This window comes from Cyclonatronum proteinivorum, from assembly GCF_003353065.1.
Taxonomy (GTDB): Bacteria; Bacteroidota; Rhodothermia; order Balneolales; family Cyclonatronaceae; genus Cyclonatronum; species Cyclonatronum proteinivorum.
Genome location: NZ_CP027806.1, coordinates 3,154,331 through 3,179,584 on the forward strand (window position 1 = coordinate 3,154,331; position 25,254 = coordinate 3,179,584).

Annotated in this window: 24 protein-coding genes; all 24 read right to left on the reverse strand. The window is 38.4% G+C overall.

All coding sequences use genetic code 11. From position 1 onward, the window contains the following. Window positions 1-251 precede the first annotated feature (251 nt). The 24 genes from CYPRO_RS11990 to CYPRO_RS12105 all read right to left on the reverse strand — a co-directional run bounded on the left by CYPRO_RS11990 (window position 252) and on the right by CYPRO_RS12105 (window position 25,178). Complete coding sequence (locus CYPRO_RS11990; RefSeq protein WP_114984838.1) at window positions 252-860, reverse strand: HAD family hydrolase; 609 nt, start codon at window positions 858-860, stop codon at window positions 252-254. Continuing rightward, window positions 857-1,558: an acylneuraminate cytidylyltransferase family protein gene (locus tag CYPRO_RS11995; RefSeq protein ID WP_114984839.1), complete on the reverse strand. Its 702-nt coding sequence runs from the start codon at window positions 1,556-1,558 to the stop codon at window positions 857-859. The genes CYPRO_RS11990 and CYPRO_RS11995 overlap by 4 nt, the downstream gene beginning before the upstream one ends. Continuing rightward, the gene (locus tag CYPRO_RS12000) at window positions 1,558-2,268 is read right to left on the reverse strand and encodes an HpcH/HpaI aldolase family protein (RefSeq protein WP_114984840.1); all 711 of its coding nucleotides are present in this window, start codon (window positions 2,266-2,268) and stop codon (window positions 1,558-1,560) included. The genes CYPRO_RS11995 and CYPRO_RS12000 overlap by 1 nt, the downstream gene beginning before the upstream one ends. A gap of 2 nt (window positions 2,269-2,270) precedes the next feature. Continuing rightward, on the reverse strand, window positions 2,271-3,812 hold the full coding sequence (locus CYPRO_RS12005) for an aldolase catalytic domain-containing protein (RefSeq protein WP_114984841.1): 1,542 nt from the start codon (window positions 3,810-3,812) through the stop codon (window positions 2,271-2,273). A 42-nt stretch (window positions 3,813-3,854) separates the two neighbouring features. Continuing rightward, on the reverse strand, window positions 3,855-4,937 hold the full coding sequence (locus CYPRO_RS12010) for a sugar-transfer associated ATP-grasp domain-containing protein (RefSeq protein WP_164682746.1): 1,083 nt from the start codon (window positions 4,935-4,937) through the stop codon (window positions 3,855-3,857). A 9-nt stretch (window positions 4,938-4,946) separates the two neighbouring features. Then, window positions 4,947-6,119, reverse strand: coding sequence for a hypothetical protein (locus CYPRO_RS12015; protein ID WP_114984843.1), 1,173 nt, complete (start codon window positions 6,117-6,119; stop codon window positions 4,947-4,949). Window position 6,120: 1 nt separating this feature from the next. Beyond that, a complete protein-coding gene (locus CYPRO_RS12020) occupies window positions 6,121-7,212 on the reverse strand; it encodes a sugar-transfer associated ATP-grasp domain-containing protein (protein WP_114984844.1) in 1,092 nt (363 codons plus the stop codon). Next, window positions 7,209-8,462, reverse strand: a complete 1,254-nt coding sequence (locus tag CYPRO_RS12025) for an ATP-grasp domain-containing protein (RefSeq protein ID WP_124245607.1) — start codon at window positions 8,460-8,462, stop codon at window positions 7,209-7,211. Before CYPRO_RS12025 ends, CYPRO_RS12020 begins: the two co-directional genes overlap by 4 nt. A 12-nt stretch (window positions 8,463-8,474) precedes the next feature. Further along, window positions 8,475-9,473 (reverse strand): Ldh family oxidoreductase, encoded by a 999-nt coding sequence (locus CYPRO_RS12030; protein WP_164682748.1) that lies wholly within the window; start codon window positions 9,471-9,473, stop codon window positions 8,475-8,477. 21 nt (window positions 9,474-9,494) lie between these two features. Next, entirely contained in the window at window positions 9,495-10,373 is an 879-nt protein-coding gene (locus CYPRO_RS12035) for a peptidase (protein ID WP_114984847.1), read from the reverse strand. A 24-nt stretch (window positions 10,374-10,397) separates the two neighbouring features. Further along, a complete protein-coding gene (locus tag CYPRO_RS12040) occupies window positions 10,398-11,750 on the reverse strand; it encodes an MmgE/PrpD family protein (protein ID WP_114984848.1) in 1,353 nt (450 codons plus the stop codon). A 2-nt stretch (window positions 11,751-11,752) separates the two neighbouring features. Next, window positions 11,753-12,895, reverse strand: a complete 1,143-nt coding sequence (locus CYPRO_RS12045; protein ID WP_114984849.1) for an HpcH/HpaI aldolase/citrate lyase family protein — start codon at window positions 12,893-12,895, stop codon at window positions 11,753-11,755. 17 nt (window positions 12,896-12,912) lie between these two features. Continuing rightward, window positions 12,913-13,992 (reverse strand): DegT/DnrJ/EryC1/StrS family aminotransferase, encoded by a 1,080-nt coding sequence (locus CYPRO_RS12050; protein WP_114984850.1) that lies wholly within the window; start codon window positions 13,990-13,992, stop codon window positions 12,913-12,915. A 48-nt stretch (window positions 13,993-14,040) separates the two neighbouring features. Continuing rightward, complete coding sequence (locus CYPRO_RS12055) at window positions 14,041-15,156, reverse strand: polysaccharide (de)acetylase (RefSeq protein ID WP_114984851.1); 1,116 nt, start codon at window positions 15,154-15,156, stop codon at window positions 14,041-14,043. After that, window positions 15,153-16,328: a glycosyltransferase gene (locus CYPRO_RS12060; protein ID WP_114984852.1), complete on the reverse strand. Its 1,176-nt coding sequence runs from the start codon at window positions 16,326-16,328 to the stop codon at window positions 15,153-15,155. The genes CYPRO_RS12055 and CYPRO_RS12060 overlap by 4 nt, the downstream gene beginning before the upstream one ends. Before the next feature lie 3 nt (window positions 16,329-16,331). Continuing rightward, window positions 16,332-17,645, reverse strand: coding sequence for a hypothetical protein (locus CYPRO_RS12065; protein ID WP_114984853.1), 1,314 nt, complete (start codon window positions 17,643-17,645; stop codon window positions 16,332-16,334). 24 nt (window positions 17,646-17,669) lie between these two features. Continuing rightward, the gene (locus CYPRO_RS12070) at window positions 17,670-18,542 is read right to left on the reverse strand and encodes a glycosyltransferase (protein ID WP_114984854.1); all 873 of its coding nucleotides are present in this window, start codon (window positions 18,540-18,542) and stop codon (window positions 17,670-17,672) included. Then, window positions 18,542-19,603, reverse strand: coding sequence for a polysialyltransferase family glycosyltransferase (locus tag CYPRO_RS12075; RefSeq protein WP_114984855.1), 1,062 nt, complete (start codon window positions 19,601-19,603; stop codon window positions 18,542-18,544). Before CYPRO_RS12075 ends, CYPRO_RS12070 begins: the two co-directional genes overlap by 1 nt. A gap of 32 nt (window positions 19,604-19,635) precedes the next feature. After that, window positions 19,636-20,274 carry an HAD family hydrolase gene (locus CYPRO_RS12080; RefSeq protein ID WP_114984856.1) on the reverse strand — a complete coding sequence of 213 codons (639 nt, stop codon included), beginning with the start codon at window positions 20,272-20,274 and terminating at the stop codon, window positions 19,636-19,638. Window positions 20,275-20,301: 27 nt separating this feature from the next. Beyond that, window positions 20,302-21,243 carry an NAD-dependent epimerase/dehydratase family protein gene (locus CYPRO_RS12085; RefSeq protein WP_240644748.1) on the reverse strand — a complete coding sequence of 314 codons (942 nt, stop codon included), beginning with the start codon at window positions 21,241-21,243 and terminating at the stop codon, window positions 20,302-20,304. Between the two features lie 44 nt (window positions 21,244-21,287). Next, the gene (locus CYPRO_RS12090) at window positions 21,288-22,001 is read right to left on the reverse strand and encodes an acylneuraminate cytidylyltransferase family protein (protein WP_114984857.1); all 714 of its coding nucleotides are present in this window, start codon (window positions 21,999-22,001) and stop codon (window positions 21,288-21,290) included. Between the two features lie 10 nt (window positions 22,002-22,011). Next, window positions 22,012-22,788: an HpcH/HpaI aldolase family protein gene (locus tag CYPRO_RS12095; protein ID WP_270049184.1), complete on the reverse strand. Its 777-nt coding sequence runs from the start codon at window positions 22,786-22,788 to the stop codon at window positions 22,012-22,014. A gap of 86 nt (window positions 22,789-22,874) precedes the next feature. Next, window positions 22,875-24,416, reverse strand: coding sequence for an aldolase catalytic domain-containing protein (locus CYPRO_RS12100; RefSeq protein ID WP_114984858.1), 1,542 nt, complete (start codon window positions 24,414-24,416; stop codon window positions 22,875-22,877). A 30-nt stretch (window positions 24,417-24,446) separates the two neighbouring features. Continuing rightward, window positions 24,447-25,178, reverse strand: coding sequence for a ParB N-terminal domain-containing protein (locus CYPRO_RS12105; RefSeq protein ID WP_114984859.1), 732 nt, complete (start codon window positions 25,176-25,178; stop codon window positions 24,447-24,449). Window positions 25,179-25,254 lie beyond the last annotated feature (76 nt).

Sequence of the window (25,254 nt, forward strand, 5' to 3'; positions counted from 1 at the left end):
TCCATCTCACTTTCTTCCGAAAATACCTGACGCATTGCAGCATCGGAGAACATGTCCTGAAAATAGGTGAATGAATACATTAGGTTGGGTTTATCACAGTGGGCACAGAGTTACACAGAGGGATTGGATATACTTTCTGTTTAGTGTTAAAGATAATTTATAAAAAAACTGAATGCATTTGGCTTAGCAACAATTAAATAACTGTTTTCTTTATTACTAAGCAAAATAGTAACATTTTAAATTCACTACTATTAGGCTAACTCATTAATTATGTATGTCGAGTATTTACTCAGCTCTATGTTATTGAATGCTAGAAAGCCAATTTTACTATCTTTAGCTGCTTCGTAGTCATTTATCGAGTCACCAATAAGCACACAGCTATCAGTTTCTAATCTTTCCTCTTCAATGATTGACTTTACCCAATCTTTCTTGGGCGTAGGTGAACCATGTATGCGCTTGAAATATGTTTCTATACCATGTGCTTTACATAAAAACCTGAGCTCTTCCTGATCAGAACCAGAGACTATATACATTGGGATTTTTGCATGATTACGTTTAATATAATTCAAGGTTTCCTGTATCTGTAGAGTAGGATCTGTAAGGAGCTCCCTCATAATAATCGAAAAGCGATTAGCCCACTGCTGTATTTCTTCAACGGTAATTGTTTCTCCCCGAATATTTTCAAAGAAATACCTGAACTTGACATATCGAGACAATCCCCCGTTTTGCTGATGAAAGGCAAGAAGTTGCTCTACTTCTGCAGCTGAGTATTCTTTTAAAACCTCAGCAAAGCCTTTTTCCCGTATTTGATTGGAGTCCAAAAGGACTCCGTCAAAGTCCCAGAAAATTGATTTAATCACTTATATCTCTCTTTATAAATTGGTAGCATAGCTTTTGCGAATTCATAGTCTTCGAACTCATCAATATCAATACCAGCTACCTTTGGTAGGATTGTTTTGAATGGTTTTGCTCCTAAGAAATAGCCATCTCTTATAGTTGATAACTTATCTCTCATATATAGTCCGTTAGTCACTTTAAAAATATTAGGTAATTCTTGACTAATGGTATGATTTTTATCTGCTTGATAATTTAGAGGCTTATCATCTAACCATAAATATTCTTTGATAAGGTTTACACTAACCAAGCTATCATGTCTATCAGTATTTACAACATGATTAAAGTAATCTTCAAAGCATTGCTGGAACATTGACTTAGACATGTAAGGAACTACAACGGTGCACCACGCAAAGTGTTTTGTACCAATATCTTTTACTATTCCGGTAATGACTTCAGAAAAGCTTGCAACATGACCAGTACATAGGTAAGGGTCTCTTTCATGATACCCTACTCCTAAATTCTTTGCAATAGCTTTTACATTTTCTGAATTAGAACTAATAAGAACCTTCAAATCTTTTCTATAATTGAATATTTCACTTACTTTCCACTCAAGCAACGATACTCCATCTTCTATTTCAAGATATATTTTATCTTTTACTCTAGTACTTCCTTCTCTTACTGGAATTATAATAGTTAGTTCATCTTTTAAAAAAGTTTCCATCAATATTCCTTTTTTATTTTCTCGCAAATACCTGCAAAAAGATTCAAATCAACCGAGTAAGCTATATATCCAAAACCTTTATTTTTGAAGACTTTTATTTTATCGAAACTATCTACAAAGGTTCCTAAAACTTTTCCTGATACTTTTACTTTTTTAGCTAATTCTTCAATCGCTTTAACTACTTTTGGATGATCCACTTGACCTGGGTAACCTAAAGATTGTGACAAATCATAAGGCCCAATAAATAAAACATCAAACCCTTTTAGAGCAAGTATATCATCTATGCAATTCATTCCGCCTTTACCTTCTACTTGCAGTATAAGTTGCTTAGAATTAGCATTAGATAAATAGATTGATTTTTCTGTTGTTCCAAAATTAGCTGCTTTTACGTAGCAACAAACACCTCTATTTCCATTAGGAAAAAACTTGGCTGCATCAATAGCTTTCATGGCTTGCTCAACAGAACTTATGTTGGGCACTTGAACCATGTCGGCACCCGAATCAAAAGCACTACCAATTTTGTTATGATTGTTTTCTGCAACTCGGACTACCGAAGTCATTCCTCCCATTTTGGTTGCTCTTACATGATTTTGAATGGTAGTTAAATCTAGCGTACCATGTTCTTGATCAAATATCATAAAGTCTAAGCCTGAATAACTTATCGCCTCTACTAAATTAGAATCAATTGTTTTAGAAAATATTCCTATCATAACTAAATTTGTGAATAAATGGATTGACTTTCTAATTGTTTATAAGACGTTCTCGTCAAACTAATTAATTCAATTTCTGTATTTTTCTTAAATGCTTCAAAAAGTTGAACATTTTCATTAAACAATTCTTGTTCCTTTTCACTGATTACACCATTATATCCATCATAACCTACTATATATAAACTTTTGAACCCGAATTCTAATGCAGTCTGAAATGCAATAGCAGTATGTGAATCCGTAAATTGATCTGTGAACCTGATTTTGCTCAGCTCATAAGCATTATCTTTCATCGAATCAGGAATATAAGTACCCATTTTTCTTGGATAAGGCGGCAGAATACATTTACCCTTTTTAGGTACTGAATATCCAAATACTGATTCTAAGCGATATCCTTCATTACCTACCAAACAAAAGTATTGTTGATTAGGCACATTTTTAAAAGACATGGCATTCTTAGAACTTGCGTGAATCACTGCAATTTTCGGGTTATTTTTTAGAAACAGCTCAATTGCATCTGAATGCTCAACAGGACTTGGACCGCCACCTACAATTAAAGCTGACTTAAAAACCGGCTCTTTTTTAAAATCAAGCAATGGTAACCTGAAATTATCTTGTTGCCCTTTGCTTGTATTGTTCAATGCCCTAATAATACTGTTGAACGAGTAATATCGCTTGCTCACCCATTCCATCACGTTTTTCTGCGGCAGGGAGTTGGCACCTGAAACCATGTAAGGCAGGTTGGTTCCCCACTCATAATACTTTTGCAGATCGGTAAACACATCTACGACCCGGCTCAGCGCATTAAAATCGAAATCGAGTTTGCCCTGTGCATTCAGTACGGTGAGCAGAAGCTCGGTCTTTAGGTTACCGGCGCCGCGGCCCATGCCGGTAATCGTCGCATCAACCATGGCACAGCCTTCCTCAATAGCCGTAAGGGTGTTAATAAGCCCAAGCTCCATGTTGTTATGTCCGTGAAATCCGAGGGGGATGTCAACCTTGCTTTTCACAAGCGCGATCGTGTCCCGAACATCCTGCGGATACACCCCGCCAAAGGAATCAACCATATAAAAAATATCGGCGGCTCCGGCTGCAAGGGGAAGATTGTCCAGAAATTCTTTCTGCGAAGCCCAGGTTGACATATACATCACATTGAACCCGACTTCAAAACCAAGTTTCTTTACTTCTTTGGCCAGCACAACCGCCCGTTCAAAGTTTTTAGGATCAATAGCAATCCGAACCATATCCACAAGTCCGGCAATCGGCTTAAGCAGCGGTTCAGCATCTTCAGCCCTTACATCCTTCTCATTCAGGATAATAACCAGCTTTTTATTGCTCAGAGATTTGATTTGCTGCAATACAGGTACCGGGCAATAAAAATACTCGCCAAGATACCCTTTCATCGGATTTGATCGGTAACCCACTTCCAAGTACTCAACCGGCAAATGGTTAAACGCTTCGAAATAAGTTTTGACGGTTTCTTTGCTAAAGTCCCAGTTGGTGTAGTAGCCACCGTCTCGTAAGGTGCAATCAAGAATATTGAACATTTATTATTATTAAAGTTTAAATTAACTTAACTCTGTTTATGACTATTTTAAATTATACAAGCTATATTGGTATTTATTCTTAAATCCTTTAATCTCGGAATTATCCGGAAATATTTGTTCAATTATATTACTTCCTGCTACAACTTGACCTATAGAAGTATCCCATGCAGAATTAGCTTCAATCAATATTGGACCACTTAAAGTAAAGGCTATATCCCACCCAATAGAATAAACATCTGAGAAACAAAGATGTGACTTTTCAACAAGTTTCTTTGCCTCAGTAAAGTATGGAACTTTGAAGTTTACAATTTCTTTTGATGTTTCTGGATGCGTTATCGCGTATCCTATATCATTAGGATCATTATAGGCAAACTTATAAAACCCCATTTCACCTAATTCGCCACTTGCAACATTGACTGGAACAAAAATTGAGCCATTATTCAGATTATCCATAATACCTGATTTACTTGTACCAAATCGCACAAATCCAAAATGTGTTTTAACCTTGCCGTTTACGATTGTTGTTGTAAGTTTAAGCGTATTTACTGCATGCTCATTTATATCTTGAAAAGTTTTTATTTGATGTATTTTTTCTTGAATCAGTAAAGTCTTATTTATAGATAGATCAAACATATCAATTGTTATATCATTACACATTAATTTATTGGCACCTAAATATTTTCCAGTTATAAGGCTCGAACCACCTATTCCATTGTTTTCTTTAACAAAGAGGGGTGTTCCAATTTCAGGCTCCTCTAACCAATTAAGATGATTATTTTTAAAAAGTCCATAAGTTTTTGGTGTTGGAATATTATGTATCGCACAATATTTTGCGAATAAGTATTTGTCTCTTAAAATTATTGTGTAATCTCTACCTGAATTAATGTTGTTATACTCGTTTCTTATTTTAACACACATTCTTGTAGGAAATACGATCGTATTGGAGCCCCCAACATCGTTCCCTCGCAAAAAGTATGTTCTGTCAACTTCCTCAAATTGCATATACCATTTAATAAAATCATGGTATATCTCCATACTACTCTTTAATTTTTTATGCTTATTAAACGAGTATTTAAATGAAGAATTTGCAATATCAAAAAAATAATCTAATTTATCTAAATACATGCTCATGAATTATTTATCTATATATATATTATTCAAACATTCAATATTTGATTTTTCCATACTATAATATCTATTTCCTTTTTTTCTGCCAAACTGTAAAAGTTCATCAAGTTGTTTGCAATGTTCTAAATAAATAGAGTGTGATTCACGCTCCTTAGTTAATGCGGGATTAACTTCTTTTACAGAGTTTCTTGCTTCATCATTTTTAATTTGAACTGAATATTTCCAGTTTTCATCTCTACTGTCATTTGAAGAATATCCATCCGCTCCTAATATATATATTTCGTTAGTGTACGCAGAGGCAATTGGCAACATAAATGTTCTTAATACATTTGGATATTTCTCTTTTTTCACAAATGGCGTTTTTAAAGATGGGAAATTTAATTCAGTATGAGATGTTGAAATTCCAATAATATTATTTTCAAGTTTGGGATAATGTGACAAGACTAATGGTAGTTTATACCATGGCATCACAATATACATCGACTTATTTTTTAAATATTCTATGACTGTTTCAAAAAACTTGGCCGTATATATTGACGAACTAAAAAAGTAATAAACATCTAACACGCATAAAAGATCAATATTGCCAAGATATTCCAATAATTCTTTATTATATATAACACCATTGCAAATTATTTTTAATGACTTTTTTTTAAAATAATGCTTTCTATATCTATCTAATGATGGACCAGATGTAAAGCAATAGGACACATCAATATCTCTGATACTATTCTCGAATTTTATAATATTTCGTTTCGAAATACTGTCATATTCAGAAATTCTATATTTTTGCGTCTCATAAGATACTCTGCCCCACGAACTCGCTTCCCCTTTAAAGAAAGGTTTAAATTTATCTATTGTAAGAACTGGTGTATTAGGGAAAACTGCTTCATAATATTTAACTTCATCATTAACATGACAAAGCAAATAGTCTGGAATAGTATTTACAGTTGCATCTTGTAAATGTATATGGCAGTTAGATTTTCCAATATATCTAAATTGGCCTGTAGGAGTTTCTAAATGATTAATATCTGAATTTAATAAATTCTCAGCTACATGTATTGTTATATCAATATTATCAAAAGGTAACCACCAATTTATTCTATTAATTATATCACTTAATTTTTCCTTGGTTTTGATTTGTGGTTCAATATGAACATGGAATTTTGTTTTTAACATTTTATATTACTTTATGATGTAAATAAAAATACTTTAGTCTTGGGTTTTCTAGCAACGGCTTATGCACCTGCAATAAATTCACATCAGGATTATAATTCGCTTCTAAAATATATATATCCCCATCACTGATTATTACATCCCACCCAAGCATAGGCATAAAGGATACATATTCGGCCCCTTTCAACACTACATCGCGTACTTTATCCCATTCCTTAATTTTCAAACCTTCGAACTGATTATTAGTATCTGGGTGTTTACCGACAAATTTAAGTTTTCCATCAAAAGGATATTGTATCCCTTTGCCCATTACTCCTGTTTCGGGATCGACATATACAGAAAGTCCGCCTTGGCTCCAATTATCAGCATATACAGATTTGGCTGTACCAAATCTGTGAACTGCTGCTGCAATGAATGCTTTTCCATTTTCAGGGTCAATTAAGGTAAATACGCGTAGCGTGTTAAGAGTATCAGGATAGATATCATGCGATAAACCCTTTTGCATGAATTTTTCTTCCACTAAATAACCATTCAATTTCTCAATTTGATGCATTAACTCAGATTCCACTTTTGGTTCTTTATTTACAAGAAAAGTACCCTTAGAGTATGATACTCTAAGTATACCTCTGCCGGAACCACCATCGTATGGCTTAAGAAATAATTCTTTTCCGCTTTTTAAAACAAAGATCAAATCTTCTTTAGACAGGATTTGATTTTCATCTTTTAGGGCCTGGAATTTGCCTCTCTGTATGAATGCAAGTTTTGGTGCTGTCGGTATAACCCCTTGGAAGTATTTTTCAAAAACAATTTTGTTATGAACAATGTAGAAGTGCTTTTTACTAATTCTTTCCGACAATATTCTTCTTCTAATGTCATTTAAATATAGCTTCTTATCATTTGTATTAAACTGATATAAAATATATTTGTCAGAATTAAAGCCGGATAACATAGTATTGAGTTTCCTGAAGAAACCATAGCCTTTTATATATGTGCGTTTATCTCTTTCATCTTCCCAAAATCGAGGATGATAAATAGGTGTCTTGAAAATGAGCAACCAAATTTCATTCCATATAACTATAAGGGATTTTTTTATCATGCAAATAAACTATTGTATAATTCTCTATTGAATCTATCTTTATTTGAGCTATCATAAATGCAAATTAAATCAACCACTTTTTTAATTTTGCCTTCAAGTTCATCTATTGTCTCTCCACTGACTATAAATGAACCTACACGATCTCTACTTGCCATATCAGAAGTAACCACATCTCCTTTAGACTTATAAATATAAGATTGCTTTATTAAACCCTCACTTAAACAACGATCAAAGCCCTCAACTCTATCAATTACAGCTTCTTTTGCGTAAAGATTTACTTCAGAAAACAGCTTGTCAGTCTCACTGACATTTAATAAAATTTCATTCTTGAAAAAAGTATCTACCGTTGCGTTAAGAATATCAAAGTTATATATCATGTTGGTTGTTTTGAAACTCAAACCGCCACCAACTCTGGGTGCAAATTCAATAACCGAAGCATTATGTCCGTTCACAATTAGCTGAAGTTGAATGGGTGTGCTATAAAAATTAAACTTGTCTGCAATTGACTGTACTATTGCCTGAATTCTATTTTTTGCGGAATCACTAATATCAGCCGGAACTAATGAATGGAAGTATTGAAGAACGGCACCCGCTTCATCTTTTATCCCAAATCTCTTTCGAAGCATAATGACTTGCGCAACACCTTTATTGATGAAACATACAGCATCAATATTATCTCCTTCAGTAAACTCTTCTACGATAACCTCTTTCTTATTGCTAACAGAGAGAGCTTTCTCTACGGCTGATTGCAATTCTTGATTATTAAATACCTTTCTTACACCTTTCGAGCCACCTGTATCAGCAGGTTTCACCACAACAGGAAAATTAAATTTTTGAGATATTTCTGAGATATTGGTATTTGAAACTACTGAAAACTTTGCTGTTGGGATTTGAAACTCAAGAAGTTTTTCCTTCATTTCAATTTTATTGGCAATTACTCTTGCCGTTTCATAAGCATAGGGATGTGGCAAGCCTAACTTTTCAGCTACATAACACGCTGTCACATTCGCCTGATCGATACATGTCGCTATTACAAGATCAGCTCTCCGATCTTTAGCAATTTCGAGTACTTTTTCTTTATCAAGCGTACTCTCCTGTATATGCTCATCCGCAACTTCCGCTGCGGGAGGGTTTGTCAAGTAATCAAGCAGGATAGTATAATAACCGCGCCCTTTCAGATTTTCTACAAGCGCTTTATGTGGGTTCGTACCCCCTAAAACAATTGCTATCGGCTTTTTATGCTCGTTCAATTTCAATGTTATTTATAACGTGATAATTTCCTGATAAACTTTTTCTGAAACATCAACTTCTGCAAACGCATTTGAAGCATTTAGAAAAGAATGCTCCCCTGGCAGAAATAACTGACCTTGTTTCGGCTCTGACTTGATCTGATCCACCAAATACCGTACCCGTTCATCATATTGGGTTTGTTCCATGAAAAACGACGGATCGATAACCATAAACAAATGCCCGTTATTTGAATACGCATTTTTCGTATTCAGAGGCTTTACACTTCCTGCAAAACCTGCACCCGTCAGTAAGCCAGCCAACAGATCCACAATTAAAGCAAGCCCTGAACCCTTATGTTCACCAATGGGTATCATTGATCCTAAAATAGCTATACTTGGGTCATCCGTTGGCTTCCCATCCGGGTCTAACGCCCATCCAAAGGGGATTTTCTCACCATTCTTTGCAGCTAATCTGATTTTCCCACGTGCTGCTTGCGAAACGGCCATATCTAAGATAATGGGAGCAATACCTTCCGGTGTCGGAAACCCGTAGGCCATGGGATTTGTACCAAACAAAGGTTTACTTCCTCCCCATGGCGCAATTGCCGGTGCCGAATTAGAGTAAATGACAGCAATTTTACCCGCATCAACGGCCATTTGAGCAAAGTAAGCTGCTGTACCAAAGTTATTGCTATGCCTTACAGCAGCAATTCCTGCGCCATATATTTCAGAAGTGTCAATCGCCTTGTCTATAGCTATTTTGGCAGCGACCTGTCCAAACCCATGATTAGCATCAAATACCGTAACTATACCTTTATCCTTTACGACATCCATACGGGTGTTTGCTGACATATCACCCCGCTGAATTTTATCAACATAAATTCCTAAACGGGTAGCACCGTGTGTAGCTTTGCCTGTGCGGTGCGCATAAACAATACTGTCTGCCACGATTATGGCCTGCTCTTCAGGTACTCCATTTTTTTGGAGTACGATAGAACAGATATCGAATAACTTGGTGACTTCTATTTTCACACTAAATATATTGCTACCAAATTATTTAGGTGAAGCAACAGCTTCCGGGTAGTACGCATCAATCATCCGCTTTACCAGACTTACCTGCTTTGCGCGTTTTTTGGCGTCATCTGCGGTGGTGTCCCAGCTGTGCGTTTTAGCCACTGATCCGCCCGTTTTCAAATAAATAGGCGCAGCAACCCGTATCATTTCAGGTACTTCATAATGGCGAATGAATCCGCCGGTAGATGCCGGGTTTTCGGTGTGCAGATCCAACGGAATATCTATGGTCTGCCGAAGTGCAGCCATCATTTGCAGCTGAATATCACGTACCGGATTAAAGGAGCTCGCGCCAATACTTTCAAGTAACTTAGCAGAACAAGGATTGCCATGACCGGTATGGGCCGATACTTTAAAATGGCAATGTGCAGGTATTTCTCCATGCTTCCGCATTTCATTAAATATCCACAACGATCCTTCATCATAAATCAGAAACGAGGTACAGCCCAACTCAACGGCACGATACACTTCTTCCATAGCCCTTACAATCTGATCCTGACCACGAAGCCGGTAACCCATGCGCTGCCCTTCAGGGGTATTTACGGAAGCACTTGTGTCGGTTGTTGCACGAGGTCCGATAGCGAGAACGAGTTCGGTCTTCCCGTCTATAGCTAAACCCACCATATCTGTTATTTCCTGATCGGAAAGTAGCATTATCCCCTTCGTCTGAGTGACCCTGTGTATGCTTAGTTCAAGGCGTTCAACCTCGGAAAGCAGGGCCTTCATCGCACCGGGACCCTGAATGCCAGGCACTTCAAAACGATACTGTCCACCATCTTCAAAACGTTTGGTTGAATCCGGCAAATGGTAGGCATCGCCCGCTGGAAGTCCCAATTGGGATAAAAAAGCTTTAGATTTCATAGTATTTGAATAATAAAAATCAGTTTATAAAGAATACAACACGTTTTTCAGAACTTCGCTATCCAGTTGTTTGCTATCCATTAAGGAAACCACTTGCTGAATTTGTGAATCCTGCAAACCGGCAAACGCACACAAACTGCTTGTTTTCTGAACGAGTTCACTATCTGTAACCGGATTCTCCGGTTCTCCCTTCGGCAGAGCCACGAAAAAACTCATCTCCTCAGCCTTAACCTTAATCTTAACCCTCGCCCCTCTTTCTCCCGGAGCCTTCCTTGTCATCTCACTATTTTCAATAACGTTCACCTTTTTCGTTAACGCTAAAACAGTATCATTCGTCAGGTAAGGGTTATCATATATTTCAATATCGCCACTTTTATGAAGTAATGCAGCGGCTACGCTGTAGGGAATGCTCATTTTAGCAGAATTCATACCCTTTATTTCGGTATGATCATGCCCCGTTATAGCCCAGCTATAGGTTTCTACTTCTACAGAATCAATAGCATCACTGGCAAAACCGGTGTTATTTGCTATGTTTATTGCTGCTTCAATCGGTGCGTGGCAGTGCCGGCAAGCCGCAAAGGGCTTTACATAAATAGAATGTATTAGGGCATCATCGGTTTTTGATGCATCCAACAAAACATCCATGTTAAGTTGATCTGAAAATGCATGAAAAAAACCAAGTTTTCCATCAAGCACATCATAAGAGCCACTAAACCCGGATTTAGCAAGTAGAGCTGCTTGTAAACCGTTTTGTGCAGCATACGCAACATTCAACGGTTTCATTTGAGACTTCCCTTTGATGACTTTCAGCAATCCGGCAGCAGAAGTACAAGCCGCAGATAATGATGATTTAAGCTCCTCTTTATTAGCATTTAAAGCCACCGAACAACTTATAGCCGCTCCAATGGTCCCTGCAATTCCGGTTCCATGAAAACCTTTTTCCTTAATAAAAGGTTGGAGTGTTCTGGCAATAAGCATCGATGCTTCGTATCCGCAAATCACTGCCTTTTCAAAGTCTTTTGTTGAAACTTCAAATCGTTGCATTAATGGTAGAAGCGCAGAAAACAGAGGCGCACCCGGGTGGAACATTCCATAACGATCACCATCGTCCAACTCGGCTACATGTGCGAATAAACCATTCAAAAATGAAGCAGTAGCAAGGTTGTTTTTTTTAGAATATCCAATTACTGAATACGCACCATCTGAATCAATGAAGTCAGCATACAAAGTTGCCTTATCTTTTAGCGTTTTCGAGCCGGCAAATGTAACGCCGAGATAGTCAACCAAACATCGGCGAACCTGTTGTTTATCATCAAGTGTCGTTTCTCGTTGAATTAGAAACGCCAAACGGTTAATAAGAGCTTCTGTCAAAAGCATTCTTAACCTAAAATCAGTTTAAGGTACGATGCTTCATTTTCAACCACTCCGTAAGCTTCGCCACGCTTTATGGTTTGTTGTGCCCAACTACGATGAGGGTTAATTTCATTCATTTTATTGGACTTACTACTCTTAACTACTCCGCCGGACGTATTCAGAATCTGTGATGCATCCTCATATTCTTCTCTAGTAATCGCCTGCATGCCGTTCACAAATTTAATGTGCGACGGATGAATGATAGTTTTACCAACAAAACCATTCGCTTTATCAATAAGCACTTCCCTTAATAGTCCGTCAATAGCCGGATTAATAATTTTGCTGCGACTTAATAACGACTGATGAATATCATCTTCAAGAAGATGCTCGATATTATCCTGTTTATAGGCCATAAAATACTCCCAAACCGGGGCGGAAACGGTATAATCATTATTATCCCGGTTAAAAAAGTTCAGAATATCAGACAGACAGTCGCGAACGGTCAGGATTTCATATATGGAAATATTCATTCCTCTTCTTACACCAAAAATAGCTGAAAAATCAGTACCACCAACACGAACATTAAGCAGTAAATCCTTAAAAGGCTCCACAATTTCAGCGATAAGATTCAGTTCACGGGTGCGGCTCTCCCGATATGCGATCGTTCGGCCTTCGAGAATGGGCATGCCATAGAGACTCGCGCCAAAGGCAGCATTAATATCGCTCAGCTGCTGCAAATAAGCTTTCGCATTATGGGAATAAAATTTAGGGAAGACGAAGCCACTCAGTACGTCAGCATGTTTAGCATTCAATTTAGATGCAAAACGAGCAAACTGTTCGGTATTCCGGACCCGAAGAAAAATCAGGGGGATGTCATCAATAGAAATTTGTTGCTGTTCCGTCGCGGTATGAATCGCTTCAAGATGTGAGAGTACATTTTCCTCCGCAGCAAGGACATCTTCTTCCTTAATTGCATCTTCAAAGCACATCACCATAGAGGTGAGGGGTCCGAGAGATTTCGTCAGAATTTTCTGCAAAATATCTTTGGTACCAGGCATGTAAAGCGTCCCGCCGAGGCAATACTGCAGCAGACTTTTATCCGTAAACTTATTGAAGTTTACCGGTTCTTTAAAGAACTGAAAATTGGGGTTGAAGGAATTGTGTTTCAAGGGAAAACCGGATGAAATTAATTATTGAGGACACGAAGTATGCGGCGGCAAATCATATCAACCTCCACCTCGCTGAGCTCGAAATAAAGGGGTAAGCACAAAATACGGGAAGCGATATCATCCGAAACTGGGGTCGCTGTCTCTTTCACATAGTTCAGACCGCTCAGACTGGGGAAAAAGTAGCGCCGTGGGAAGATTTCCTTTTTCTCAAGATTGTTCTTAACTCGCATCATGTCTTCATGCGATTCAAACACAACGGGATAATACGCATGGTTAAAAGCAACATCAGAAGCAATTTTTGGTTTTTGCAGGGCTGCTTTCCGGAGCATATCATCATAAAAGCCTGACTGCTGTTTTCTTGCGGCAAGAATCTGATCAATATAATTCAGATTAAGCACTCCCATTGCCGCATGAAATTCCGAGTTTTTACCATTTACCCCAACCCCGTGAAAATCTTCCGGCCCTTTGTGTCCAAAATTACGTCGCCATGCCATTTGTTTAAGCAGTTCGGGGTCTTCCGTAAAGATAGCACCGCCCTCAATCGTATGATACAGCTTGGTAGCATGAAAGCTTGTCGTACTCACATCGCCCCATTTAAAAATACTTTCTCCCTTATACTTGGTACCAAAACAGTGCGCGGCATCATAAATAACTTTTAGGCCGTGCTTATCCGCAATGACCTTTATTGCCTCCACATCACAGGGGTTGCCAAAACAGTGTGTCGCCAAAATAGCCTGCGTGTTTTCCGTTATAGCCGCCTCAATTTTTTTAGGGTCAATATTAAAGGTCTCAGAATCAATATCAACGAACACAGGCGTACACCCTTCCCAAACTAAGGCACTCGTTGTAGCCACATAGCTAAATGGCGTTGTTATAACTTCCTTCGTAATATTCAGCGCCTTCAGCGCAATCTGAATCGCAATTGTACCATTAGAAACATACAGCAGATGTTTCATTCCAAGGTAACGCTTAAGCTTTAGTTCAAGATCATTAACAAGCGGACCATTATTGGTAAACCAATTACGTTGCCAGATGCCTTTGAGCAGCTCGTGATATTCTTCGATTGGTGGGGAAAAGGGGCGGGTTACGGGGATCAAAATAATGTAGTATATATTAATTAAATGGGAAACTCTGTTACAATAGTACTATGTATGAATTATACGACCAAGATGTGAAGAGGACATAAACTCCGTTTCAGGCCATTTTTTTAATACTGCACGCAATAATCGGCCAAGTTCATTTAAACCGTGTGATCTGTTCTTTGTATTGAGTGAACCGATATAGTTACACCGATGTGAACTTATAATTGCAGGTTTATTATATTTAAAAGCCATTTCGATTTCCTTTAGGCAGCTGTCAACATGGTCTTTATTCATACCCTGATTGGGTTCAAAAAATGCGTTACGGGTTAAGTATGTTTGACCAAGTTTGTTTTTTTTACCGATATACCTAAAATGCTTCTTTGTTTTTTTATTACCTAGCACCTCATGATGAATTTTGGGAGTGGATATGTATTTAATTCCACCCTCATGCGTGCCTTCCTCAACTGCAGAATTAATTTTACCGTTTGGTGGCACAAAAAAGCGTGCCTTATACCCATGGACCTGCTCAAACAGACTTAACCCGTCTTTAATAATTTTAACCTGTTCCGAAATATCTTCCGGATACTCAACATCATAAGGGGCCTGGAAATTAACTCCACCTGTTTTAGATGAGCTGAATGCCCAAAGTCCTTCATCAAAAGCCAGGCGGGTTTCATTATCACCCCGCTTGAGGCTTCGCATCCATGCTACTACATTCAGGTGCTCCCGTCCATGGTATTCCGGAACAAAGACATTTTCCTCTCTGCCCTTTTTCCATAGATCAAAGGCTCCGGTACGTCCGTATCGTTCAAGCGTTTTAGTGAATGCTTCATAATGATAATTCTGAAAGTCTGCATCTCTGATTTTGTCAAAATCAGGATTAGCGGGAAGACTCATGGCCGTAAAACAAGCAGGATTTCCGTTATGGTCTTTATAAGAATGTAGCACCTCAAAAAGTCCGGTCAGATCATTACTGTCTGCGAGCGTATCATTCAGGTTGTATCTTGATGAATCACCGGCCCGCAAATTAAGCCCTTTTTGCTCAAGCTTATCCAGACTTTGTAATGATGGCATACGGATGCTGCCCCAGTCATCCGATTCAATAACAACAATTTTCTTCCTCGTTGAATAACCTGGGATATTGCTAATTGTTCGTATTGCATACTTTAATAGTTTCATAACAATGGATCTATTTGTCCAGCATTATTATTGATTATGCTTTTAAAGACATTATTCCATTTACCATAGGTCTTATTATAACTAAATCTGTCAGTATTTATATAACCACGATGAGACATTTCGCTTAATAGATCTTTATTATGAGCCAAGCTTACTGTTTTTTGCACAAATGTATCAACACAAAAAGGTTTAACAAGAACACCATCTCTATTATGATTTACGATTTCAGAAGCTGCAGGATAAGAATCAAACATTATGGGCACACATCCGTACGATTGGGCTTCTACTAATACATTACCAAATCCTTCGTAGGCAGACGTTAAGTGGAATATCTTAGCTTTTTTATAATATTCGTCGGGGATTTGACGACCCAGAAACGAGACTCTATTTAAATTATTTTCTGCGCAATATCTTTGCATCATTTTCTTTTCAGGTCCATCTCCAACTACAACAAAACGCCAGTCTTTAAGCGTAGAGTGTAGTCGTTTCCAGATTTGTAACAGTAGATCCACTCTTTTTTGATTCAGTTCAAGTCTACCTACATATAATATAATATTTTCTTTGTTTAGACTTGAAATTTCAATTTCAGGTTTAACAAATGGGTTATTGATACCAAATATTTTATGATCATATTTTTTTAATCCAGGGGCCAAAAAATACAGTTCAGATTTAAATCGTTCAGAAAGCATAACAAAAGCATCGCTATTCTTAATGATATAATTCAGCTCGTATCTTTGTTTAATAATATGATAGTACAGTACAAGTTTATGAAACACCGCATTGTCAAGTATTGAAAGCCCTTTTGATTTTAAAACAGCTGAAACAATTTGTTTATGGTTTGTATAAAAGTTAAGAGGATTAATGCGAAGTGTATTAACAAGAAATGTATCATGGTTAATAGCCTTACCAATCTTTTTATTTATTTCTAATGAATAGCCAGATTGATTGATACATAACTCAATATTATTAGTTTCAAGACAATGTTCAAGATTACTACTATCAATTATATAAACTATCTTTCGATCTTTATTAAATACTTCTTGTTTTGAAAATGATATTATTAATACTGAATGATTATAAGATTGAAAGATTTCATATAATTTGTCTGTTGTTCTTTGCACACCTCCTGCTTCAGGTTCAAATGATTGTGTTATAATAATGGCAATATTCATATTTTAGAAAATAAATTGTGCGATAAAGTCTCGAATAGACATATCCTCAACAGGAAGTAACCAATTGAGAAAAGGCAAAGCAAGAACAAAAAAGCTAACCGTATTTAGTATAAAGGATAAATGGAAAAGCCAAAAAGGTATGGCTGTTATCAAAAATAAATAGATGCCTGCTTTAAAATAATATGGTATAGCTGAGATATTTGACTGGGCTAATAGCATTAATACGCTAGCTGTAAGGAATAACGCACCAATTGTATGCCCCCTGCCAGCAAAACCACCAAAACTGAAAATATTAATAGTGGAAAATAGCATTAAACCACAAGAGACCAAGAAAACAAAACACTTATAGTCTGACTCATTATTAAATAATAATGAGTAACGTTTATTCAGATTAATAGCTACAATTAACAAGACTGATAGAATTACTGTACTATAGTTTCTGTAGATTGAAGAACCATAAGCTCTATAAAAATTACTAGTTTCGGAAGATGTTGCTACCGCTTGTCGGGTTGAAGGGTCCACAATAGTGTAAGAGGCTCTGTGTTCAAATGCTGAATCTTCAGGAAAAAATTGGGCGAGATTATCAACACTAACAAATGGTAATGTGAAAAAAAGAGAGCCTACAAAAATAGCCGTTATAATTTTAGGTTTTGATGATAATAGATATGCTAAAATGACTGGTAAAACGTAGAGGTAATAGGAAAAATGAATAATAGCTGAGAAAAAGATAATTAGTAAAAACTTTTTCTCTCGGTACTTATAGAAACCAAATGCACCATAAAATAGAACCCACATTCCTGTCCACATTCGGAGAGAGTTAAGTGCTGATATGCTTCTTATTGTTAAAAAGAAGACTAAGAAAAGTATGAATAACAAGGACCATTTTCTGACATTGCTATCCTTTATTAAAAGTAAAACCGATTTTGTAAAGAAATAACCCAACACCAAGCCTCCAAAAACATGTATTAGCTCAGGCACCCCAAATAACGCAACTGAGATATACGAAAGAACAGGCAAATACAAATCTGACTGCATAAGTGCCCCTTGGTTAGTAAGCCATAAAGGTACTTTAGACAAAAACTCGAGCAATGAAATATCATAATTTTCACTTGCCCTCATTAAATGTGTATAACCATCACTACCAGGTCTGTAAAAGTATAAACTACCAATAAAACCCATAAATATAGTTCCAGTAACCGTTATAAACTTTTCATTCCCAGTGCGTATGCCAGAGATTAGTGCAATTATGGGTGCAATAAAAAAAAGAGCTAATGTTTGTACGTATTTCTTATTGCCTATTTGGTTGTTATTATTCAAGGTATTCTAGTTATAAAATTCGGTTTAAATGTCATTCTTATCAGGTAATATTTCAATTAATTTATCCCGTATTTCAAAATAATCTATAGTCTTTTGAAATCTTTGTTCCACTATATTACGACCAGGTAAGTCTCTTGGTTTTGTCTGTTCATTTTGCGGTATAGGTATGCCCAACCTAAAGGAGTCAGGAATCCCAATACACACCTGCTTAGTACCATTAGCGATAGCAGCTGCCCAAAACCAGAAGTCTGACCCCCTTCCTGGTATAATCTCATTTATCTTTCCTATATCCTTGAATTTGGAATGCAAACTATTAGGTGGGTAGTATGTCCCCCACCCACCTAAAAAATATATTTCTTCTGGAGGCGTTGATTCATCTACCTTTTTGGGTGTCCTATACATCATTTTTACTTCATTACCCTTGCGATACATAGCCTTACCAACGTGACCGACTATACAACCCTCTTTGACGTACTTATTATTTATAAGATTTTCTAAAAGATTCTTATGATAAATAAAATCATCATCCAACGTTACCACTGCTAACTCCGCGTACTTTTCGACAACAGGGACGAGCTTCTTGACAGCATAAGGATTATTACGATTCCAGATAATTTCAACGCCTTTCTTTTCTAGTTTTTTTAGATGCGATGGGATTTCACGATTATCATAATCTTCTTCAGATAGAACCAACACATATTTAAGAGGAGGGCAAGTCTGGTTTGATAGTGCCTGAAATACAGCAGGTAACAATGGATCACGTTTGGGATAGCTTGCTATGGATACAATGAAGTTGGCACTGGAATTTGTTGGGAATGTTTTTCTCGTAATGCTGGCGCTTATATCATAAAATTTATACACCAGATAGTTTCTTAACCTGACCAATCTTTTGACCATCAGTTATCAACTCCTTCGGTAATTAGAGGAATATGCTTCACGGTGTCCCAAAAGAAATCCATTCCTTCAAATGCGCTGTGTTTTCTGTTCCTAAGGTTATAAAAATAAGAATACGCATCATGTCCCATAATTTCGGCATAGAACAGCAAGGATGACCTTGCGCCAATGAGCACAACGTTTTCTGAATTCGCCATGATCAGTTCCAAAGGCATTTCGCTTTCATGGACGGTGTAATTTACCTTTAGATTTTCCAGCAGCGGAATTACTTCAGACGTTTCTTTTCCCATACCCGGTCTGAGTTTTACCCAGTGCTGATGTGTTTTACCATACTTCTCATTAATAAACCTGACACTGTTCAGAATGGCTGTTTCTGTATCTTTTTGGTCTGTAACATATTGCTTGTTATATGAATCCTCTACCCAAATAATAGCATTGCTTAAGCTCAAATTCCCGTTTTTTTGGTCGCCGTTCCAAAATGAAACAACACGCTTATTTTCTTCCGAAATGCCCGGATAACAATGCTTTGAAAAACCAAAAAATGTCACATTCTTCAGATAACGGTACCCATTGGGCCAAAACGGAAGATTTAGCAGTCTGTGATTATAGGACCGTAACGCAAAGTATAACTGAGTAAGGTATTCGGAATATGAACGCAGTCTGAATTCCGTATTTTTGGCAACATGCGTAATTTCGGTAAGGGTATCTGCTTTAAGGTAGGAAGCTGTTCCTTCTTCGATGAAGTTGAAAGTAACGCAGTGCGGATTTGTGACCAATATTCGCTGCCAGTAATGCATGAGATCAATATATGCGGTGAATTCTTCCCCCTTTGTCAGCTCACCAATGTATCGGTCATAGGCTTTGGGAACATTAAAAGCCCGGAGTTTAGCTATGATGCCCGATTGAACCTCATGAAATGCTTTCACAACGGTGCCATATTCAAAGGGTGCTTTATACCCTGCAGAAATGATTATTACATCTTGCTGTTTTAGTTCAAGCGCTTTACACACACTTACGGCGCAAAGAAAAGTAATCGGAGAATGTATGGTGAAGATATGCTTCATTAATTGGGTAAAATATCCGCTTTTATACCTGTTTAATAATTCAGGTCTAAAATGAATGTTGTTTTTGAATCGAGTTCTTCTGTTCCATTGTACGACATGAAATGCATTCCGTTTACTGAAGCTGCCTCATGATCATTGATAGAGTCCCCGACGAGTATACACTTTCCGGATTCCAGCTTTTCTTCTTTTAAGATCGTACCTACCCACTCTTTTTTAGGCGTTGGGGATCCATGGATTCGCTTAAAATAGGAGGCTATACCATGCGCCTTACACAAGAACCGTAGCTCTTCCTGATCAGAACCCGATACAATATACATGTGAACGCGCGTATGGTTTCGCCGGACGTAATTTATGGTTTCCTGTATTTGTAGCCCAGAGTCTGTTAACAATTCCCGCATGATTACAGAAAATCGCTCCGCCCATTGTTGTATCTCAGATTCAGATATGCTTACACCCCGGATTTTTTCAAAAAAATACCTGAACTTAACGTAGCGTGACAAACCCCCGTTTTGCTGATGAAAAGCAAGAAGCTGATCTACTTCTGCTGCAGGGTACTCTTTTAAAACCTCAGCAAAGCCTTTGTCCCGTATTTCATTCGAGTTCAGAAGAACTCCGTCGAAATCCCAAAAAATGGCTTGAAGGTCTGAAAGTTCTGTGTGTGTTGGGCTCATTTTAAAGTTTGATTTAAAATATCTGAATTAATGCCTTGTTTTTGCCCATTCAATCATTTTGTTCATTCCTTCCGTGAAGTCAACTTTTGGCTCCCACTTGATCGCTCTGACTGCCTTCCCTGGTCTTCCGTAAATACCAAACTGATCACCGGGCGTATTGCCTTCAAATCTGACCGATATCTCTTTTTCGGCCTTTTCTTTAATGAAGGTCACGATTTCTCCAACAGTTGTTTTTTGACCCGTGCAAATGTTAAGTGTCATGTTAGCAGCTTCTATGAGTTCTTTTTCAGTAGCCGAAAAAGCCCGGACTACATCATCGATATACACAAAATCCCTGAAACGATCTGCGCTGCCTTTCACATGTATATTGCCGTAACGCAATGCCTGCGCCAAAAAGATACTGACCATCCCCTGCCGCAGATTTTCAAGGTTTTGACCAGGCCCGTAAACATTGAACAATCGTAATGCTGCGGTGCCAATTCCGTATTGCTGCGTAAAGATTCGAAGGTAATGTTCACTTGCGAGTTTCCCGATGCCGTAAAATGATTTGGGAGCCGGCTGAATACCATCCTCATTCACCGGCAGTGCAGCTTCCTCAACATCCCCGTAAACCGACATGCTTGAGGCGTATATAAATTTTCGGCATCCTGTTTTCACACACATCTGAAGCAGCTGTAGCGTACTCTGCGTGTTCGTTTGAAGGTCATACACCGGGTCATCATAACTTACCTCACCCGAACTTTGACCCGCAATATGATATACAGCATCGAATTTCCATTGATATAAACGATCAATTACAGACTGGTCCTGACAATTTCCTTTAATGAATACGGCGCCTTTTGGTATGGCGTCTGCAAATCCGGTTGAGAGATTATCAACCGTTATTACGGTGTGACCATCTTCCAGTAAAGAGGCCGCGAGCTGACTTCCGATAAAACCCGCTGCGCCTGTTACAAGATATGTTTTCAAAATAGCTTATATAGTCTTTTAATGGTTTTCATTTTCCGGTTAGGTCAGGCAAGTCCTTCTTTTTTTAGCCATTCTTCACTTTTTTGGATGTCTTCTAAATCATGTACATCAAAGGCTTCCTCAATAATGTACGGCTTAACCCGCTCACCCATGAAGGTCCAGGGTTGTTGTCCTTTTCCGGATTCAAAATCGGTGACCCGCAGCACCCAGAAATTATGACTGAAAAAGTAACAAGGAACCAGATCCTGACGGTTCGTTGAAATATGCTTATCTCCAAAGTCAAAAAAAGGTTCACATAAACCTTCAGCCGTCAGTTTTTTGGCCCGATAGGGATGATGATCCATTTCCCGGTAAACCGGTGCCGCAGCCGAAAGCGTCTCATCTTCCAGTAAGTAACCGATACAGGCGTCAATCCATTCTGTTTTAATGGTCACGCTGTTGGCCAGCATTACAACAAGCAGGTCAGGCTTTTCCTGCTTCTCTTGCACCATATACGCAAGCGCATGCTTTATGGCGTCAATGTGCTGCGAGTCAGGGCGTGCGAGTTCTTCTGGACGCACTATTTTTTCATACCCAACTTCTTCCGCTGCAGAAAGGATTTTAGGGCAGTCGCTGCTTACATAAAAGTGATTTACGAACCCGCTTTTTTGGGCAGCCAAAGCCGGATAGTGCAGTAAAGGTTTCCCCAGAACAGGCAGAATATTCTTGTCTTGTAAGGTATTGTTGCCTCTTCCGGTTAATAATGCTGTTATATTCATGATGCGCTGTTTACCTGGGAAATAGTTGATCTTTTAAGTTTCGTACCGTGTCAGCAAGTAAATGAATATCTACCGAATACGAAATATATTTTACACCAAGCGATTTCCAGTACGAAGCCTGATCCGGCTGATCACAAAATATGCCGGTAAACACGCCTTTCGCAGAAGCTTCTGCTACAATTTTCCGCATGGCCTGCATCACCTTTTCATGCTGTATTTGACCGGGCACCCCTAACGACTGAGACAAATCATAAGGCCCTATAAATAAAACATCAATGCCTTTAACTTCCAGTATAGAAGCAAGATTTCGGATCGCTTCGGCGCCTTCAAGCTGCAGAATAACCAGCGAATGGTTGGCTTCCTTAAAATAGCTTGCTTTATCTTTTTCGGCATAATCAGCGGCACGTACAAACCGACAGACTCCCCGCTCACCGTCCGGATAGAATTTCATGCGGCGAATGACTTTCTTAGCCTGTTCTGCAGAGGTTACGGATGAGACCTGAACCCCATGCGCACCTAAATCAAGTGCTTTTTCAAGCAACGGACTCTCCCATGAGGGCACACGCACAATCCCCGCCATTTCGGATGCATTTAGGGCCATCATGTGACCTTTTAAGGTTTCGGTCGTCACGGGTCCATGTTCCATATCAACGATGATATAATCGCTGCCTGAAAGCCCGATTGCTTCAATCACGGAGCTGTCCGTTGTTTTGCTGAAACAGCCAAATACACCGTCTGCCTGAAGCTTAGCTTTGAATTCTGCAATTTTACTGCTGTAGGAGTGCACTTAGATGTAACAAGATTAGGGATGAATGCTCAGCGCAGTGATGTATTGTATCATCAGTGCAAGCCGGTGAAAAGATTTAGCAAAGATCAGGAAATCCGGGCAAAAACGGAATCCGGCACAAGGTGCGTATAGGTAGTTGCCGTAAGGCTAATCAACTCAAGACCGCTTGATTTCGCTTTTCCAAACAGGAACTCGTTTTCAGCATATAGCTCCTGCTCTTTTGTTCCCATAGCCGTATTGGAATAACCGTCATAACCAACAAGATACACCCTTGTGATGCCAAAAGCACGCGCTGTTTCAATCGCAAGGCTTGTATGCGTGTCCTTGAGTTTATCCGTAAAGGTCACTTCCTTAAGCTCAAAAGCACGGTCTTTGAGTTTGCTTGGAATATAAGTTCCCATTTTGCGGGGAAAGGGTGGTAAAATGCACTGACCTTTTGCTTTGGAAGCATCGCCAAATACAGATTCAAGCCGGTAGCCTTCATTCCCTACAAGGCAGAAATACTGATCGTTTGGAATATCAGTAAAACACATAGCGTTGCGGGAACTTGCATGAATCACCACCATATCCGGATGCTTCATCAGAAATGCATCGATAGCTTCGGTGTGTTCAACAGCACTTGGCCCGCCACCTACAATCAGAGCCGCACTGTATTTTTTTACAGCGCTGAATTCCATAACCGGCAGCCGTTCGTTATCGTCCACCCCTTTGGACTCATTATCAAGCGCTCTGATAATACTGTTGAACGAGTAATATCGCTTGCTCACCCATTCCATCACATTTTTTTGCGGCAGGGAGTTGGCGCCTGAAACCATATAAGGCAGGTTGGTTCCCCATTCATAGTGCTTTTGCAGATCGGTAAACACATCTACAACCCGGCTCAAAGCATTAAAGTCGAAATCAAGTTTGCCCTGTGCATTCAGTACGGTGAGCAAAAGCTCGGTTTTCAAATTGCCTGCGCCCCGGCCCATGCCCGTAATCGTCGCATCAACCATGGCACAGCCTTCCTCAATGGCTACAAGCGTATTGATAAGACCAAGCTCCATGTTATTGTGCCCGTGAAAGCCAAGTGGGATATCAACCTTGCTTCTTACCAGTGCGATCGTGTCCCGAACATCCTGCGGATACACCCCGCCAAAGGAATCAACCATATAAAAGATATCGGCGGCTCCGGCAGCAAGGGGAAGTTTGTCCAAAAACGCTTTCTGCGAGGCCCAGGTTGACATGTACATGACGTTGAATCCTACTTCAAAGCCAAGTTTTTTTACTTCTTTGGCAAGCCCAACGGCGCGCTCAAGGCTTTTAGGATCAATGGCAATCCGAACCATATCCACAAGTCCGGCAATCGGCTTAAGCAGCGGTTCCGCATCTTCAGCCCTGACATCCTTCTCATTCAGGATGATGACCAGCTTTTTATTGCTGAGGGATTTAATTTGCTGCAGTACAGGTACCGGACAGTAGAAATACTCCCCAAGATAGCCTTTCATGGGATTGGAGCGGTAGCCAACTTCCAGGTACTCAACCGGAAGATGGTTAAAAGCTTCGAAATAGGTTTTGACGGTTTCTTTGCTAAAGTCCCAGTTGGTATAATAGCCACCGTCGCGGAGGGTGCAATCTAAAAGTTTCATATTTTATTAATGAATAATGTATTTAACTTTTTAATAATTATCTAGCTCTGAATACGCATTAATTATTGATGTGATATTGTCAGACAAGTTCAGTTTTGAATCGTAGTTATTCCAAAAATAGTTACAGTGTATACTCACTATTTTGCAAGGTATATATTCAATATTCAATAGTATAGCAAAAGCCAAACGATGATGGCCAGGACCTACGAATTTATTAAACTCTCCATACCTATCAATATAAATTGCCATTTCATCTTCTTCATTTCCATCTATTAATTCAGACTGCGCTTTAAAACCATTTTTCTGTATTGTATAGTAAGTGGCTATCATATTTTCAAAGTAATTATTTATTTCTTCAACAGAACTACACCCTCTTAATACACTATGTTTAATACCCTCATTTAATGCATTAAGCATTGTCTTATACTGTTTAGTATTAGAATAATGTTTACCATCTAGAATGATTTCAACTATAGAAGAGGTATTTTCGTTTTTACGGATAAACTCATTAATCTTAATTTTTTCTTCTATATCCCAATCGCCACACTGAATAATTTTTCTTTTACCAACATATGGCCGACCACCATACTTTATAGAACTTGTTTTTATCCAAATAGTTTGGTCGTATAAATAATTACTACCTAAATTAGCTGGAAGAATATCAAGCTGTAGTTGCATTGGTAGCAAACTAAATAATCGCCAATGATTTATCTTTTTATGGAAATAGAAATAAGCAAGGTGTAACCTTTTAGTTATATTCATAAATAGATAACTATATTTAGTTGAAACATTACTTTTGCCATAAAATCTATTTTATTTCTAAGTATCTACATCAAGC